The organism is Pantoea sp. MQR6 (assembly GCF_022761075.1).
Lineage (GTDB): Bacteria > Pseudomonadota > Gammaproteobacteria > Enterobacterales > Enterobacteriaceae > Pantoea > Pantoea phytostimulans.
On sequence record NZ_JAKYXB010000007.1, the window covers coordinates 138,786 to 153,920 of the forward strand.

Sequence of the window (15,135 nt, forward strand, 5' to 3'; positions counted from 1 at the left end):
AAATTATTCTAAACTTCCCGCATCTTAAATGAGGTGGCTTATGAACGAGAATAAATACAATGAAGGTGTGATTATCTCCATCACTGAATGGATTAATAACAATCTCAATCAGCGCTTGAGTATTAATGACATTGCCGAGAAATCCGGTTATTCCAAATGGTATTTACAAAAACTGTTTGCGCGTTATCACCATGAAACGCTGGCACGCTATATTCGCAAGCGGAAATTAGCCGCCTGCGTGCATGATTTAAAAAACAGTAACGCGCCGATTATTAGTCTGGCCGTGAAATACCATTTTGAAAGCCAGCAATCTTTTACTCGCTCGTTTAAACAGGTTATGGGATGCACACCGAGCGTATGCCGTAAACGACAGCTGAATGCAGAAACACAGGCGCAACTGGAGAAAAGTCATAACCCTTGTGCGCTCTGCTTTCACTCGACTAAGCAAGAGATTATGCGCTGCGGGTCATCACAACGCATGGCACTCGCTTCCACGCGACACCTTATTCCGTCGCGCTACGTTTCCTGATTAAGATTCGTCAGGCTGATAATATTGCACACCAATCTGAATACGCTCGCGACCATTGGCAACGCGATGACGATTGGTGTCGCGCAATGAATAAACGCAACCACAATACTCCTGTTGATAAAAGTGTTCGCGCTTGCTGATTTCAATCATGCGCGCTGCACCTCCGCCTTTACGCCAGTTAAATTCCCAGTAACTCAGATCGGGATAATGCGCCGCGGCGCGCACGCCACAATCATTAATTTGCTGCATATCCTTCCAGCGCGAAATTCCCAGTGAACTGGTGATCACCGGAAAACCATTTTCATGGGCGTAAAGCGCGGTGCGTTCGAAACGCATATCAAAACACATGGTACAGCGTGCGCCGCGTTCCGGTTCCCATTCCATGCCGCGCGCCCGTGCAAACCAGTCATCACGATCATAATCCGCATCCACAAACGGCACGCCAAATTTTTCGGCAAACCGAATATTCTCCTGCTTACGCAGCTCATACTCTTTAAGCGGATGAATATTTGGGTTGTAGAAATAGAGGGTATATTCGATGCCAGATGCCAGCATCGCTTCCATCACTTCGCCGGAACAGGGCGCACAGCAAGAGTGCAACAGGACTTTACGATGCCCACCGGGCAGCGGCAGCGGTGATCGTTGAAAGGGTTGAGTCATAAGCACCTTCAATGTAAAGCTTGAAAGCGGCAGTGTAGTTTCCGGCGCGTTATGTTGCAAAATTTCGCTTTATAAAGGCAGTAAGCCACCGCCCTTTGCGCATTTGTGCGGCAGCGCAGCTGAGCAAATCGTTGTTAACCTCTTTGTTCTCTAATGCTTTTCCTGCCGTATCACTTAAATCGACCCCGCTAAACTGACTTTTATGTGACCGGCAGCACGTCTGCATCAGCTATGTTTACATAACATTAACAATATTGACAAAGCTGAACCTTCAAGGAGAAATGCATGAGTGCCGCTCACAAAAAAACCAGCCAAAATCGTTTTACCTGGTTCGTCTGCTTCATGGCCGCATTGTCTGGCCTGCTGTTTGGATTAGATATTGGCGTGATTGCGGGAGCGCTGCCGTTTCTTTCCGACGACCTGCATATCTCTAATCACGAACAGGAATGGGTAGTCAGTTCAATGATGTTTGGCGCAGCAATCGGTGCGCTGGGTGCAGGCTGGATGTCTTCCAAGCTGGGACGCAAAAAAAGCATGCTGGCCGGCGCCACGCTTTTTGTCATCGGCTCATTGTGGTCAGCGTTTTCTCCTGATGTTGAATCGCTGGTGTGCGCCCGTGTGATGTTGGGTTTAGCAGTGGGCATTGCCTCTTACACCGCCCCCCTTTATCTGGCAGAAATCGCGCCAGAACGCGTGCGTGGCTCAATGATTTCGATGTACCAACTGATGTTAACCACTGGCATTGTCGTGGCTTATCTGTCGGATACCGCTTTTAGCTACAGCGGTAACTGGCGCGGAATGCTGGGTGTGATCGCTATTCCTGCGGTGATCTTATTCATTGGCGTGCTTTTTTTGCCCAACAGCCCACGCTGGTTGGCAGCGCATGGCCGCTTCAATGAAGCTCAACGGGTGCTAGACCGGCTGCGTAATAGCAGCGAACAAGCGAAGCAAGAGCTGGAAGAGATTCGTGAAAGTCTGCAAGTGAAACAACGCGGCTGGTCACTGTTTAAAAGCAACAGTAACTTTCGTCGTGCCGTGTGGTTGGGCATGCTGCTTCAGGTTATGCAGCAGTTCACCGGTATGAACGTAGTGATGTATTACGCGCCAAAAATATTCAATATTGCTGGCTTTTCCAGCACCAGCGAGCAGATGTGGGGCACGGTGATTGTCGGCCTGGTAAACATGCTGGCGACGTTGATTGCGATTGGCTTTGTCGATCGCTGGGGACGTAAACCGATGCTCACCACCAGTTTTCTGGTGATGGCGGTGGGTATGGGCGCGCTAGGCACGCTGCTGCACATGGGGGTTGAAACGGACTTCCGCAAATACTTCGCCATCGCCATGCTGCTGATGTTTATCGTTGGTTTTGCCATGGCGGCAGGGCCGGTGATCTGGCTACTTTGTTCTGAAATCCAGCCGCTAAAAGGCCGTGACTTTGGCATTACCGCCTCAACCACCACCAACTGGGTCGGTAATATGATTGTTGGCGCGACCTTTTTAACCCTGCTCGACAAGCTGGGCAATGCCAACACCTTCTGGTTCTATGCGGCGCTGAACCTGGTGTTTATTTTACTGACGATGTTGCTGGTGCCAGAAACCAAACACGTCACGCTGGAGCACATTGAGCGCAATTTGATGAAAGGAAAAGCGCTGCGGGATATCGGGGCGTAACCGCCCCGCTTTTTCTACCATTGCAGCGTATGGCCGGCGTAGTCAACAAAGTGATGACCGCCGCGCCCGCGCCAGGTATTGAGCTGCTGGATAATACCGGCAGCACTCTCTTCCGCCGTCAGCGGCGCAGATTCACCGCCCATATCCGTTTTTACCCAGCCGGGATGTAGCGTTAGCAGCGTGCCGCGTTGTGCTTCGACTTCACCCGCCAGCGTGCGAGTCAGCATGTTTAACGCCGCCTTACTGGCAGAATAGATCGGCATCTCTGCATCTGGGTTTTCATTCAGGCTACTTAACGTTGAGGAGGTAAAGGCAAGCACGCCTTTCTCATCACTCAGTAAAGGCAGCAGCACTTCTGCGGTGCGCACCGGCGCCACCGCGTTGGTAAGGAACAGCTGAGCCAGCTCATCATCTTCGCTTTGCGCCAGCTTTTGATGTGAAGGGCCAAAGATGCCCGCATTAATCAGGATCAGGTCAAACCGTTGCTCACCAAGCTGCGCCGCGAATGCGTTTACCGCCTGCGGCTGTGTCATATCCAGCCGGTGCCAGTCACTCTTCGCAACATGGCCCGCCGCAGGAATTTCACTGCGGTAAGTGGCTGTCACATCCCAGTTTTGAGCTGAAAATGCTTGAACAACTGCCAAGCCGATACCGCGTGACGCCCCTACCACTAATACTTTGCCTTGCTGTGCCATAACCGTTCCTCTTTTTTACGTTAACTGCCAGCTTAGCTTTTCATTCATGAGGCATTGATTCGCAAATGCGGTTTGACGGGCGCATAGCACGAGGTGTAAAAAGATGAGGCGAAAATGTGGCGAATGATGCCTGTCCAGATAATAAAAAGTCGGGACATTTCTCGCACAACTCCCCTTTTTATTGATTTTAAAGAAAAACATCAGCAATAGTTGCGGTTTTATAAGGTAATGTCCTTCATTAAAACGCAGCACCCGGACTTATTCATCATTTAAATCAGCGGGCATCCTGCTGATTTAATTTAACATTCAAACAGGAATAAAATGGATATTCTTAATAACCTGAATGGCCTTTCCAATAAAATTAAGCAGCAATCAGCCATTATTCAAACTGAGGAAGCCACAAAAAGCGCTTTTGTTATGCCTTTTATCAGTCAGGTCTTGGGTTATGATGTATTTGACCCGGCAGAAGTTATCCCAGAGTTCATTTGTGATGTCGGTACAAAAAAGGGCGAAAAAATAGATTTTGCCATTCTAAAAGGGGGGGAAATCCAGATCCTTATTGAATGCAAAAAAATCGGCGAGTCGCTTAATATCAAACATGCCTCACAGCTTTTTCGCTATTTCCACGTCACAAACGCCAGGATCTCCATTCTCACTAATGGACAGGTCTATAAGTTTTTTACCGACCTGGACGCGCCGAATAAAATGGACGAAAAGCCATTTTTAGAGCTTGATTTACTTGATATTGATGAACACGTCATACCTGAAATCAGCAAACTGAGCAGAAGCGCTTTTGATGTCGATTCCATTGTGAGCGCAGCAGGTGAACTCAAGTACATCAGCCAGATCAAAAAACTGATCTCCACTCAATTCAGTACGCCCGATGAAGACTTCGTTAAATTTTTCGCGTCACGCGTCTATGATGGAATTATCACACAAAAAGTCAGGGAGTTATTTCTGACCTTGACCAAGAAAGCCGCGACGCAATGGTTAAATGATCAGGTCAATGAGCGTCTTAAATCAGCAATAAATGGAACCGCTTCTGCCAGCATCAATATATCTACCGAAACGCCTAACAAAGAAGAGAATGCGCAGGAAGAGCAAGGTAGCGCACTCATCGTGACGACAGAAGAGGAAATCGAAGGCTTCCATATTGTGAAGTCAATCATTCGGAAAATGGTCAAGCCCGAACGCATTACCTACCGCGATACGCAAAGTTATTTTGGTATTTTATTGGATGACAACAACAGAAGACCGATTTGCCGCCTGCACTTTAATCGCAGCCAACTCTATATCGGGATTTTTGATAAAGAGAGAAAAGAAACGCGCCACCCTATTTCATCACTCAACGATATTTATAATTTTGCAGCAGTATTAAGAGAAACAGCGGTGCAATATCAGGGGTAATCATCCAGCCAGGATTTTATCCTGGCTTACTTTTAAAGCGGATCGGTGCGGTTACCTTCACCTAAATCACGCTGCATGATAACGGTGTCAAGCCAGCGGCCATGTTTAAATCCTACCGACTCTAGTGTGCCAATAAGCTTATATCCGCTGGCATAATGCACATTGAGCGAGCCTTGATTAGCGCTGTCGCCCACCACCGCCAGCAGTTGACGAAAACCTTTCTGCTCCGCCCAGCTAATGGCGCACTCCAGCAGCGCACGGCCTGCGCCACGCTTTTGAAAATCGACGTTGATGTAGATGGAATCTTCGAGGGTGAAACGGTAGGCAAAGCGTTCTCGATAACGGCCAAGGTAACAGTAGCCTTTTACCTCGCCGTCATGAATGACCACCAACCACAGCAAGCCTGCTTGCTGAATTTTCCTCAGCCGATTAAGCATCTCAGCTTCGCTGGGCGGTTCGGTTTCAAACGTTGCCGTGCCATGCAGCACATGCCAGGCATAAATTTTTTGTATTGCAGGAATATGTTCTTCTTCTGCCTGAATAATTTCCATCTCGACGACCCCCTCAGCGGCTTTTTTCACAGCCTACTCCTGTTGCGATTAAGAGAGGAGCGTCGTCGTGATAAGAAAAATTTATAACTCTTCTGGTGACTCTTCTGACTGCGGACTTTTAGTCACCGCTTGCGGATCGCCATAGGCCAAAGCGCTGGCGCTGGCCGGATCGAACAGGGAAAGGCTCTCTATCTGATCAACCATAAGCACTTTACGAAAGGCCATGGCATTTTTAGGTTCAGATTCCAGCGTAATATCATGCTCCGCGTACCATTTGCTGTAGTTGTGTTCGACCGCTAATTTCAGCGTTTTGCTGTCACGGTAGCCGCTGAGCATCGGGATCAAGACGATATTGGCCGTGCTTTCATATTCAAACGTGGCGGCGTGTATCATGCCAATATAGATACGACGTGATTTTAAAGTTATCCAGGCCAGCTCACCCTCTTCCATACATTGAAACAGCAACTGCTCAACGCCGTTAGAACGGGACAACTTCTGGTAGAGATCTTTGCGTCCCGGCGCATTGAGACGTGCGCTGCCGGACCAGTTGGAACGATAGAGGCAAAATAGTATCGCGAATGCCAGCATCACCACGACCGGCGCCTGGATGCCGAGGAAACTCCAGTTCATGAACTCGATTTGCCATTTTAAATGCACGCCGGGGATTTCCTGCAGTGCATTCGCAATCGCTGAGATACCTAACAGCACGATCCAAATAATACCGGTGGCAAACACGCCCTGTAATACGAAGATGCAGCCGTAAAGCGCGACCAGGAAGTAAACATCCCAACCCGATGATCGCCGAATTTTAAAGCGGCTAGAGAGATCGCGGCTGGTGTACCAATACCCGCTGACCATCAACACCATAAAGATTGCCGTACCCATGTCACACTCCTTTTAAAGCGTTCACATGGCGAGCGAAATCTTCGCGTACCTCATCACTGGTGACATTAACCGACGCGTTGCCATCCTCATCAATGATGATGCGATCACCATCAGCGATGGATTCGTTGATGTCCTGGCGTGACATGAGTTGAATGAATTTTTCTGGACTGGAAAAAACGGAAAGAACATATCTAAACATATTTCTCACTTCATTTGGCTTAAAGTGAAAGTATGTGACCGGATACCCATTCCTGCCATTTTATTAAGGGTAAAAGTTCCTAAATTCAAATAATTAACCAAGCGACTGGCACTTAGTTCAGGGAATACTGAGGCTTACGTAGCGCTGTTTTGCAGCGCGCTCTGTGTCGTGCAAAATATGTTTTGCCTTGCCGAGGATAATTTCCCCGGCGACGGAGAAACAGCGGGGATTATCGCCCCTTCTTTTTACGTCCCGGCTGGTTAAAACGCTTACGCGATGCAGCATTGCTCTCCGCTTTTTCTGCGATTTTAGGGCGGTTAACGCCCGGCTTTTTAGCCGCGCCTGACTTAGCCTGCGTTTTCTTCGCCGGTTTGGCTTCTGAAGAGGAGTTTTCAATCAGTTTAAACAACGCAATCAGCTCATCGTCATTTAAATCGCGCCATTCACCCAGCGGCAGCCCTTTAAGATTGACGTTCATGATACGCGTGCGTTCAAGCTTGGTGACTTCATAACCAAAGTGTTCACACATCCGACGAATCTGTCGATTAAGCCCCTGTACCAGCGTAATGCGAAACACAAAAGGCGCTTCTTTCTTCACTTTGCATTTTTTTGTCACCGTTCCCAGCATCGGCACGCCCGCACCCAAACCGTGAATAAATTCATCGGTTATCGGCTTGTTGACGGTGACCAGATACTCTTTTTCGTGATCGTTGCCAGCTCGCAGGATTTTGTTGACCAGATCGCCATGGTTGGTCAGGAAAATCAGCCCTTGCGAATCTTTATCCAGACGACCAATCGGAAAGACGCGTTTGCTGTGATTAACGAAATCAACAATATTGTCTCGTTCACCCTCTTCCGTCGTGCTGACGATTCCCACCGGTTTATTCAGCGCAATCAGTACTAAGTCCTCTTCGTCGCGCGGCTCAATAAGCTGACCATTGACTTTCACCACATCCCCGGCTGTGACCTGATCGCCGATTGCGGCTCGCTTGCCGTTAATAAAAACATTTCCCTGTTCGATATAACGATCGGCATCGCGACGAGAACAGATACCGCTCTCGCTAATGTATTTGTTAAGACGAATGGATGAGTTGATCAGCATGATGCCTCCTTAAAAATCGAACGATACATTAAAGCGCCTGCGCACATGCCCAGGCTGAGCTCCACGCCCATTGAAAGTTATAGCCACCTAACCAACCGGTTACGTCTACCACTTCGCCAATAAAAAACAGTCCAGGCACATCACGCGCTTCCATGGTTTTCGAAGAGAGTTGAGTGGTGTCCACGCCACCCAGCGTGACTTCCGCCGTGCGATAGCCCTCAGTGCCGTTTGGCTGAACTCGCCATTGATGTAGCGTTTGTACCAGCTCGGCCTGCTGTTTGCTGTTGAGCTGCTTCAGGCTGGCGTCCGGCACGACCTTCATCTCTTGCAGAATTTCGACCAGACGCTTAGGCAGCAATTTAGCCAGGCTGTTTTTTACACTGAGATTGGGATGCGCCTCGCGCTGCACGTTAATAAACGCGTCCAGATCATTGGCCGGCGATAAATTGATAGTGACGAATTCACCGGGCTGCCAGTAACTTGAAATTTGTAATACCGCCGGTCCCGACAAACCGCGATGCGTAAAGAGCATCGCCTCTTTGAACAGCGTGCCGTCCTGCGCTTCAATGGTACTGTCGATGGCGACGCCGGAAAGGGTTTGCAGCTGATCCAGCAACGGCTTGTGCAGCGTAAACGGCACCAGCGCGGCGCGAGTGGGAAAGACGCTAAGACCGAACTGCTCAGCAATTTTATAGCCAAACGGGGTTGCGCCCAATCCTGGCATCGACAATCCGCCGCTGGCGATCACCAGCTTTTTAGCCCGCACCGTGTCGCCATTCAGTTGCAGCGTATAGCCAGATTCATCACGACTGACACTCAATACTTCCGAGCGTAGACGCAGCGTAACCTCTGCTTTTTCGCACTCTTTCACTAATAGTTCGACGATTTGCTGCGCCGAATCATCACAAAATAGCTGTCCTAAGGTCTTTTCATGCCAGGCGATGCCATGTTTGTTCACCAGATCGATGAAATCCCATTGGGTATAACGCGCCAGCGCAGACTTGCAGAAGTGAGGATTGTGCGACAGATAAGCCGCGGCTTCGGTATAGAGATTGGTGAAGTTGCAGCGGCCGCCGCCCGACATCAAAATTTTACGGCCCGGCTTCTTACCGTTATCCAGCAGCAGCACGCGACGGCCACGAAGGCCAGCCTGCGCGGCACAGAACAGGCCTGCGGCACCTGCACCAATGATGATAACGTCAAACTGTTCCACTGCTTCTTACCCACTTTATCTGAAAGGCGCAGATTGTAGTGATCTGCTCACTCCGACGCCAGCGTCAAAAATTTGCCGTAAATGTGTCATAATGTAACTGACTAATTTTTAGACCTTTTTACCCCGTTATATCGTGTAAATTACAACTTAACAGTAAATTAGGACTATATTTTCCTTTCCCATACAGCACGTTGTCGCGGATAATGCGCCGCGTTCATGTCCTCCCAAAATGGCGTAACGTTTATGCTACATCTGTTTGCTGGCCTAGACCTCAGTACCGGCCTGTTATTGGTTCTTGCCCTGCTGTTTGTATTGTTTTACGAAGCAATCAACGGTTTTCACGACACGGCCAACGCAGTTGCGACGGTCATCTATACGCGTGCCATGCGTGCCCAGCTTGCTGTGGTGATGGCGGGTGTATTCAACTTCTTTGGTGTGCTGCTCGGTGGTTTGAGCGTTGCCTATGCCATTGTTCACATGCTTCCCACCGACTTGCTGTTGAATGTCGGATCGGCTCACGGTCTCGCTATGGTGTTTTCTATGCTATTAGCGGCGATCATCTGGAACCTCGGCACCTGGTATTTAGGGTTACCGGCTTCCAGCTCCCATACCTTGATTGGTGCCATTATCGGTATCGGTCTCACCAATGCGTTGATGAATGGCACTTCGGTGGTTGATGCACTCAACATCCCGAAAGTGATCAACATCTTCCTGTCACTGATTCTGTCGCCCATCGTGGGTCTGCTGATAGCGGGTGGATTGATTTTCATTCTGCGTCGCTACTGGAGCAACACCAAGAAGCGCGCCCGGATTCATATGACGCCTGCTGACCGTGAAAAGATCGATGGCAAGAAAAAGCCGCCGTTCTGGACGCGTATCGCGCTGATTGTTTCTGCAATTGGGGTGAGTTATTCGCACGGTGCGAATGATGGTCAGAAAGGCATTGGCCTGATCATGCTGGTCCTGATTGGCGTTGCGCCTGCGGGATTCGTGGTGAATATGAATGCGTCGGGTTATGACATCACGCGTACCCGCGATGCAGTTAATCATCTCGAACAGTATTATCAGCAGCACAATGAATCGCTGACGCACATCATCCAGATGGCTCCGCCTGCGCTGCCAACCCCGGAAGAAGTGCCGTCAGGTCCGCAGCAGTTCCATTGTGATAGCGCACGTGCGCTGCAAGCCGTTCAGCGTGCGCAAAGCTTGCTGAATAACCTGCAGAGCTACGATCAGCTTTCTGTGGAACAACGCAGCCAGATGCGTCGCCTGCTGCTGTGTATCTCTGATACCGCAGATAAAGCGGCTAAGCTGCCGGAAACCACTGGCGATGACAAACGCTTCCTTAACAAGCTGAAAAGCGATCTGCTCGGCACGATTGAATATGCGCCGGTGTGGATTATTGTGGCAGTTGCGCTGGCATTAGGCATCGGCACAATGATTGGCTGGCGTCGTGTTGCGACCACAATTGGTGAAAAGATCGGTAAAAAAGGCATGACTTACGCACAAGGGATGTCCGCGCAGGTCACGGCTGCGGTTTCAATTGGTGTGGCCAGTTATACCGGCTTGCCGGTTTCCACCACGCATATCCTCTCTTCTTCTGTCGCGGGTACCATGCTGGTAGACGGCGGCGGCTTGCAGAGTCGAACCATCAAGAACATTGCCATGGCGTGGATATTCACCTTGCCTGTCTGTATTGTTCTTTCAGGCTCGCTGTACTGGATAGCATTAAAACTGGTGTAAATCAGTTTGAATAGAGGGCGACGCAAGTCGCCCTTTTTTAATGCCAGATAGCCATCGCTATCAGGCTAATCACCACTAATCCGCACAAAGAACTGGTCAGCATAAACTGCCCACGTACCCGCTCGCAGCGACGAATAAACTCTTCATCGTGGTGATCAAGATAACGCTTAGCCCAGATATAACGTACCAGCCGGACTTGTTTGCTTGGCTGCCCATGAGAAGTGAAAAAGCCCGCGCCATCGACATATTGATAGAGCAGCGGATCGCAGCCTCGCAATACCGCCAGCAAGGCGCGCAGAGAAGAGAAATAGCGCGCCATATTCACAATACAAACCACACACAGAGCCCAAAAAAGCGCGATGGTGCTGATCATCATGTTCCCCCTCCCGGCTGGAGCCGCGGAGACGCTTGCAGCGGAATAACGCTAAATACGCCCCACAGAAATTGCCAACCACTGAATGAACCAGACTGCGATGTTGTTCTGACAAGCTCGGGCGCTCAGTACCATACGTGAGTAACCGTCATTTTCAGTGTAGGAGAAATGTTTCATTTTTTTCCAGCGATGATTTTCGTTCGGCGCGAGCAAAAATAGCGGACCTTTGATCTTATTCACAACCGTAGCGGCCGCGGAAGCATTTGTTAACATTCGCAGCTATACTCAACGGTAAAACAATATGACGCCTGCCTCGCAGGCAAACACTTTGGTGGCGCTCATCGCCCGTTCGCGCAAAGGATTTCGCCCAGCTGTGACGCGGCAGGAATACCGGTTGCCATCCTTAATCTCGTGGAAGGAGTTATATCATGGCTTATAAACATATCCTGATTGCAGTAGATCTTTCTCCCGAAAGCCAACTGTTAGTGGATAAAGCCGTTTCGTTGGCTCGCCCTTATGATGCAAAAATTTCTCTGATTCACGTAGACGTGAATTACTCCGATCTCTACACCGGTTTGATTGACGTAAATCTTGGCGATATGCAAAAGCGTATTTCTCAGGAGACGCACCAGGCATTAAGAGGCTTATCTGACTCGGCGGGTTATCCAATCAGCGAAACCCTGAGCGGCAGCGGCGATCTTGCCCAAGTGCTGGTAGACGCAATCAAAAAATATGATGTGGATATGGTGGTCTGCGGTCATCATCAAGATTTCTGGAGCAAACTGATGTCCTCAGCGCGTCAGCTCATCAACACCGTTCATATCGACATGCTGATCGTGCCGTTGCGCGATGAAGAAGACGAATAACGCGGTTTTTTCGCCTAAAAAAGCCGGTTGAATAACCGGCTTTTTTTATGCTTATTTTGCCAAGGGCGGATAGATATCGAAGCGATGGCTTTTTGTCACCACCGCCGATTGCGTCTCAATATTTGCCAGCGGCGGTGCGTAATCGGGGCGTTTCACCACGATGCGCTTTTTCGCTAAGCGCCGCGCCGGTTCCAGCAACGCGTCAGCATCCTCATCGGCACCTACCAGGGACTGAAATACCCGCATCTCTTTCTTCACCATGGCGCTTTTCTGGCGATGTGGATACATCGGATCGAGATAGACTACGTCAGGTTGTGGCGATATCTCGCTTAACGCCAGGGCGCTGGACGCATGGATCAATGTCAACCTTTCACGTAGCCAACCCCCGATTTCGGCATCCTGATAGCCGCGCTGTAAACCATCTTCTAACAGCGCTGCCACCACCGGATGACGCTCAAGCATCCGCACCCGGCAACCTAACGCTGCCAGCACAAAGGCATCACGTCCCAGACCGGCTGTTGCATCAACCACATCAGGCAAATAACCGCCTTTAATGCCCACCGCTTTCGCTACCGCTTCACCGCGTCCGCCGCCAAAACGGCGACGATGCGCCATCGCACCGGAGACGAAATCGACAAAAATGCCGCCCAGCTTCGGTTCATCGCGCTTACGCAACTCAAGATGTGTAGGCGTTTGTACCAGCGCCAGCGGTGCATCGTCGTCATGCTCCAGCTGCCAGCGCTGCGCTAAAAGTGATAAGGCGCCCTCTCCGGCGCCTGATTCATCGATCAAACAGATTTTCACGTAACGACTTATCCCTGAATGCCGTAATGTTCCAGCATCGCATCCAGCTGCGGCTCACGTCCACGGAAGCGTTTAAACAGCTCCATCGGCTCTTCAGAGCCGCCGCGCGTCAGGATGTTATCAAGGAAGGATTGACCGGTTTCGCGGTTGAAAATCCCCTCTTCCTCAAAGCGTGAATAGGCATCTGCGGCCAGTACATCTGCCCACAAATAGCTGTAATAACCTGCTGCGTAACCGCCGGCAAAGATATGGCTAAACGCGTGCGGGAATCGGCCCCATTCTGGGCTTGGCACCACGGCAACCCGGCTTTTCACTTCGCGCAGGGTTTCCAGAATTTGTGCACCTTTCTCTGGATTGAATTCCGTGTGCAAGCGGAAATCGAACAAGCCAAACTCCAGCTGACGCAGGATAAACAGCGCCGCCTGATAGTTCTTCGCCGCCAGCATTTTATCCAGCAATTCTTTTGGCAGCGGTTCGCCGGTTTCAAAGTGACCCGAAATAAACGCCAGCGCATCCGGTTCCCAGCACCAGTTTTCCATAAACTGACTTGGCAGCTCGACCGCATCCCAAGGCACACCGTTGATACCCGCCACGCCGGGGGTTTCCACGCGCGTGAGCATATGGTGCAAGCCATGACCAAATTCATGGAACAGCGTGATCACTTCATCGTGCGTGAACAGCGCAGGTTTCCCTTTCACCGGGCGGTTGAAGTTACAGGTGAGATACGCCACCGGTTTTTGCAGATTACCATCCGCTTTACGCATCTGGCCGACGCAATCGTCCATCCATGCCCCGCCGCGTTTGTGCTCGCGCGCATACAGGTCAAGGTAGAAGCTGCCGCGCAGCTCGCCGGTTTCATCAAACAGGTCGAAGAAACGCACGTCTGGATGATAAACATCAACATCGGTACGCTCTTTAGCGGTAATGCCGTAAATCCGTTTTACCACTTCAAACAAGCCCGCAACCGCGCGTGATTCTGGGAAGTAAGGACGCAGTTGCTCATCGCTGATGGTATAAAGATGCTGCTTCTGTTTTTCGCCGTAGTAAGTGAGATCCCAAGGATTCAGGCTTTCAACGCCATGCTCTTTTTCAGCAAAGGCGCGCAGCTGTTGCAGCTCTTTTTCACCCTGTGGACGGGCGCGTTTTGCCAAATCATTCAGGAAGTCGATCACCTGCGATGGGCTTTCCGCCATTTTGGTGGCCAGTGATTTGTGGGCAAAGGAATCAAAGCCCAGCAGCTGTGCCAGCTCATGGCGCAGCGCCAACTCTTCTGCCATGATCGGACCGTTGTCCCACTTACCGGCGTTCGGACCTTGATCAGACGCACGCGTTGAGTAAGCGCGATACATCTCTTCACGCAGTGCAGCGTTATCGCAATAGGTCATCACCGGCAAATAGCTTGGGATATCCAGCGTCAGCAACCAGCCCTCTTGCTCTTTCGCTTCGGCTTGAGCTTTGGCCGCCGCCATTGCGCTTTCCGGCATACCGGCAAGCTCGCTTTCATCGGTGATCAGCTTGCTCCAGCCCATGGTGGCATCGAGCACGTTGTTGCTGTAGGCAGAACCCAACTCAGAGAGGCGCGCGGCGATTTCGCCATAACGTTTCTGCTTCTCTTTATCCAGACCAATACCGGAGAGTTCAAAATCACGCAGCGCGTTATCGACCGCTTTTTTCTGTGCTAAATCCAGTGCCGCGTAATTTTCGCCCTCTTTTAGATTGCGATACGCCTGATACAAACCTTCATGCTGTCCTACCCATGTGCTGTATTCAGAGAGCAGCGGCAGCGTTTGTTCATACGCCTGACGCAGCTCCGGGCTGTTTTTCACTGAGTTAAGGTGGCTAACCGGCGAGAAGATGCGGCCAAGACGATCATCGGTTTCCGCCAGCGGCTGAACAAGATTATCCCAGGTGTAAGGTGCGCCTTGCGCCACGACTTTTTCCACCATGGCACGACAGTCGGTCAACACCTCGGTAACGGCGGGAACCACATGTTCAGGTTGGATGGCAGAAAATGGCGGCAGATCAAAAGAAGTGAGTAACGGATTGGTCATAGCGCAGTCCTTTATCGATGTATGAGGCGCGACAGGTCGCGCAATGCAATCAAAGTAACATGCGGTTAAGTGTAGCGAAAATCAATGGCAGCTATGATGAGGCGCGGAAGAAACGGACAGCGACGAGGCGCAAGGCATAAAAAGCGTCTTGCTACGCAAGCACAATTCACACATCTGGAACGGGTAGCGCGACATCACCCGATTGTTGAGTCACCGCTAACCGAATCTTTAATTTGCAGATATTTATTGGTTTGTGCGCCGGATTTCTGGAATTCAGCCACGTCGTACAGGTCGAAAGGGCCATAAAATGACTAAACTTAAGCTGCAAGCGCTGTTGAATAGCGCGAAACGTCAGCAATTGTTCGCATCTGACGTTATAATCCAGC

At 50.4% G+C, this 15,135-nt stretch carries 15 protein-coding genes; 5 read left to right on the plus strand and 10 right to left on the minus strand.

Annotated features, from left to right (window positions below; all coding sequences use genetic code 11):
• Positions 1 to 40 precede the first annotated feature (40 nt).
• Entirely contained in the window at positions 41 to 529 is a 489-nt protein-coding gene (locus MUG06_RS20790) for a helix-turn-helix domain-containing protein (protein WP_215845329.1), read from the plus strand.
• On the opposite strand, the gene MUG06_RS20795 is transcribed toward MUG06_RS20790, so the two are convergent.
• Positions 530 to 1,189 (minus strand): epoxyqueuosine reductase QueH, encoded by a 660-nt coding sequence (locus tag MUG06_RS20795; RefSeq protein WP_243079895.1) that lies wholly within the window; start codon positions 1,187 to 1,189, stop codon positions 530 to 532.
• Positions 1,190 to 1,474: 285 nt separating this feature from the next.
• On the opposite strand from MUG06_RS20795, the gene MUG06_RS20800 reads away from it, so the two are divergent.
• On the plus strand, positions 1,475 to 2,860 hold the full coding sequence (locus tag MUG06_RS20800) for a sugar porter family MFS transporter (RefSeq protein WP_243079896.1): 1,386 nt from the start codon (positions 1,475 to 1,477) through the stop codon (positions 2,858 to 2,860).
• 14 nt (positions 2,861 to 2,874) lie between these two features.
• Here the strand turns inward: MUG06_RS20800 and MUG06_RS20805 are convergent, their stop codons facing one another.
• Positions 2,875 to 3,555: an SDR family oxidoreductase gene (locus tag MUG06_RS20805; RefSeq protein ID WP_243079897.1), complete on the minus strand. Its 681-nt coding sequence runs from the start codon at positions 3,553 to 3,555 to the stop codon at positions 2,875 to 2,877.
• A 321-nt stretch (positions 3,556 to 3,876) separates the two neighbouring features.
• Between MUG06_RS20805 and MUG06_RS20810 the strand changes: the two genes are divergently transcribed.
• The gene (locus tag MUG06_RS20810; protein ID WP_243079898.1) at positions 3,877 to 4,962 is read left to right on the plus strand and encodes a type I restriction endonuclease; all 1,086 of its coding nucleotides are present in this window, start codon (positions 3,877 to 3,879) and stop codon (positions 4,960 to 4,962) included.
• Positions 4,963 to 4,994: 32 nt separating this feature from the next.
• Here the strand turns inward: MUG06_RS20810 and MUG06_RS20815 are convergent, their stop codons facing one another.
• From MUG06_RS20815 to MUG06_RS20835, 5 genes are all read right to left on the minus strand, one after another.
• The gene (locus tag MUG06_RS20815; protein WP_243079957.1) at positions 4,995 to 5,513 is read right to left on the minus strand and encodes a GNAT family N-acetyltransferase; all 519 of its coding nucleotides are present in this window, start codon (positions 5,511 to 5,513) and stop codon (positions 4,995 to 4,997) included.
• 81 nt (positions 5,514 to 5,594) lie between these two features.
• Positions 5,595 to 6,398, minus strand: coding sequence for a hypothetical protein (locus MUG06_RS20820; RefSeq protein ID WP_215845326.1), 804 nt, complete (start codon positions 6,396 to 6,398; stop codon positions 5,595 to 5,597).
• Between the two features lies 1 nt (position 6,399).
• Entirely contained in the window at positions 6,400 to 6,597 is a 198-nt protein-coding gene (locus tag MUG06_RS20825) for a hypothetical protein (protein ID WP_215845325.1), read from the minus strand.
• A 229-nt stretch (positions 6,598 to 6,826) separates the two neighbouring features.
• Positions 6,827 to 7,699, minus strand: coding sequence for a 23S rRNA pseudouridine(2604) synthase RluF (rluF, locus tag MUG06_RS20830; RefSeq protein ID WP_215845324.1), 873 nt, complete (start codon positions 7,697 to 7,699; stop codon positions 6,827 to 6,829).
• A gap of 28 nt (positions 7,700 to 7,727) precedes the next feature.
• Positions 7,728 to 8,912 carry an NAD(P)/FAD-dependent oxidoreductase gene (locus tag MUG06_RS20835; RefSeq protein ID WP_215845323.1) on the minus strand — a complete coding sequence of 395 codons (1,185 nt, stop codon included), beginning with the start codon at positions 8,910 to 8,912 and terminating at the stop codon, positions 7,728 to 7,730.
• 243 nt (positions 8,913 to 9,155) lie between these two features.
• Here MUG06_RS20835 and pitA point away from each other — a divergent pair, with 243 nt between their 5' ends.
• The gene (pitA, locus tag MUG06_RS20840) at positions 9,156 to 10,655 is read left to right on the plus strand and encodes an inorganic phosphate transporter PitA (protein WP_215848204.1); all 1,500 of its coding nucleotides are present in this window, start codon (positions 9,156 to 9,158) and stop codon (positions 10,653 to 10,655) included.
• Between the two features lie 37 nt (positions 10,656 to 10,692).
• Here pitA and uspB read toward each other — a convergent pair whose 3' ends face one another.
• On the minus strand, positions 10,693 to 11,028 hold the full coding sequence (gene uspB, locus MUG06_RS20845; RefSeq protein WP_215848203.1) for a universal stress protein UspB: 336 nt from the start codon (positions 11,026 to 11,028) through the stop codon (positions 10,693 to 10,695).
• 428 nt (positions 11,029 to 11,456) lie between these two features.
• On the opposite strand from uspB, the gene uspA reads away from it, so the two are divergent.
• Positions 11,457 to 11,894, plus strand: a complete 438-nt coding sequence (gene uspA, locus MUG06_RS20850; protein WP_215845322.1) for a universal stress protein UspA — start codon at positions 11,457 to 11,459, stop codon at positions 11,892 to 11,894.
• A gap of 51 nt (positions 11,895 to 11,945) precedes the next feature.
• On the opposite strand, the gene rsmJ is transcribed toward uspA, so the two are convergent.
• Together rsmJ and prlC are read right to left on the minus strand one after the other, a co-directional pair.
• Positions 11,946 to 12,698, minus strand: a complete 753-nt coding sequence (rsmJ, locus tag MUG06_RS20855; RefSeq protein ID WP_243079899.1) for a 16S rRNA (guanine(1516)-N(2))-methyltransferase RsmJ — start codon at positions 12,696 to 12,698, stop codon at positions 11,946 to 11,948.
• 8 nt (positions 12,699 to 12,706) lie between these two features.
• Positions 12,707 to 14,749 (minus strand): oligopeptidase A, encoded by a 2,043-nt coding sequence (gene prlC, locus MUG06_RS20860; RefSeq protein WP_215845320.1) that lies wholly within the window; start codon positions 14,747 to 14,749, stop codon positions 12,707 to 12,709.
• Between the last annotated feature and the right edge of the window lie 386 nt (positions 14,750 to 15,135).

What these genes read in the sequence shown, in the direction of transcription:
- rluF (WP_215845324.1), bottom strand. Translation starts at nt 7,699, where the DNA reads ATGCTGATCAACTCATCCATTCGTCTTAACAAATACATTAGCGAGAGC.
- prlC (WP_215845320.1), bottom strand. Translation starts at nt 14,749, where the DNA reads ATGACCAATCCGTTACTCACTTCTTTTGATCTGCCGCCATTTTCTGCC.
- uspB (WP_215848203.1), bottom strand. Translation starts at nt 11,028, where the DNA reads ATGATCAGCACCATCGCGCTTTTTTGGGCTCTGTGTGTGGTTTGTATT.
- MUG06_RS20810 (WP_243079898.1), top strand. Translation starts at nt 3,877, where the DNA reads ATGGATATTCTTAATAACCTGAATGGCCTTTCCAATAAAATTAAGCAG.
- MUG06_RS20790 (WP_215845329.1), top strand. Translation starts at nt 41, where the DNA reads ATGAACGAGAATAAATACAATGAAGGTGTGATTATCTCCATCACTGAA.
- MUG06_RS20815 (WP_243079957.1), bottom strand. Translation starts at nt 5,513, where the DNA reads ATGGAAATTATTCAGGCAGAAGAAGAACATATTCCTGCAATACAAAAA.
- MUG06_RS20800 (WP_243079896.1), top strand. Translation starts at nt 1,475, where the DNA reads ATGAGTGCCGCTCACAAAAAAACCAGCCAAAATCGTTTTACCTGGTTC.
- MUG06_RS20825 (WP_215845325.1), bottom strand. Translation starts at nt 6,597, where the DNA reads ATGTTTAGATATGTTCTTTCCGTTTTTTCCAGTCCAGAAAAATTCATT.
- MUG06_RS20795 (WP_243079895.1), bottom strand. Translation starts at nt 1,189, where the DNA reads ATGACTCAACCCTTTCAACGATCACCGCTGCCGCTGCCCGGTGGGCAT.
- uspA (WP_215845322.1), top strand. Translation starts at nt 11,457, where the DNA reads ATGGCTTATAAACATATCCTGATTGCAGTAGATCTTTCTCCCGAAAGC.
- pitA (WP_215848204.1), top strand. Translation starts at nt 9,156, where the DNA reads ATGCTACATCTGTTTGCTGGCCTAGACCTCAGTACCGGCCTGTTATTG.
- MUG06_RS20805 (WP_243079897.1), bottom strand. Translation starts at nt 3,555, where the DNA reads ATGGCACAGCAAGGCAAAGTATTAGTGGTAGGGGCGTCACGCGGTATC.
- MUG06_RS20820 (WP_215845326.1), bottom strand. Translation starts at nt 6,398, where the DNA reads ATGGGTACGGCAATCTTTATGGTGTTGATGGTCAGCGGGTATTGGTAC.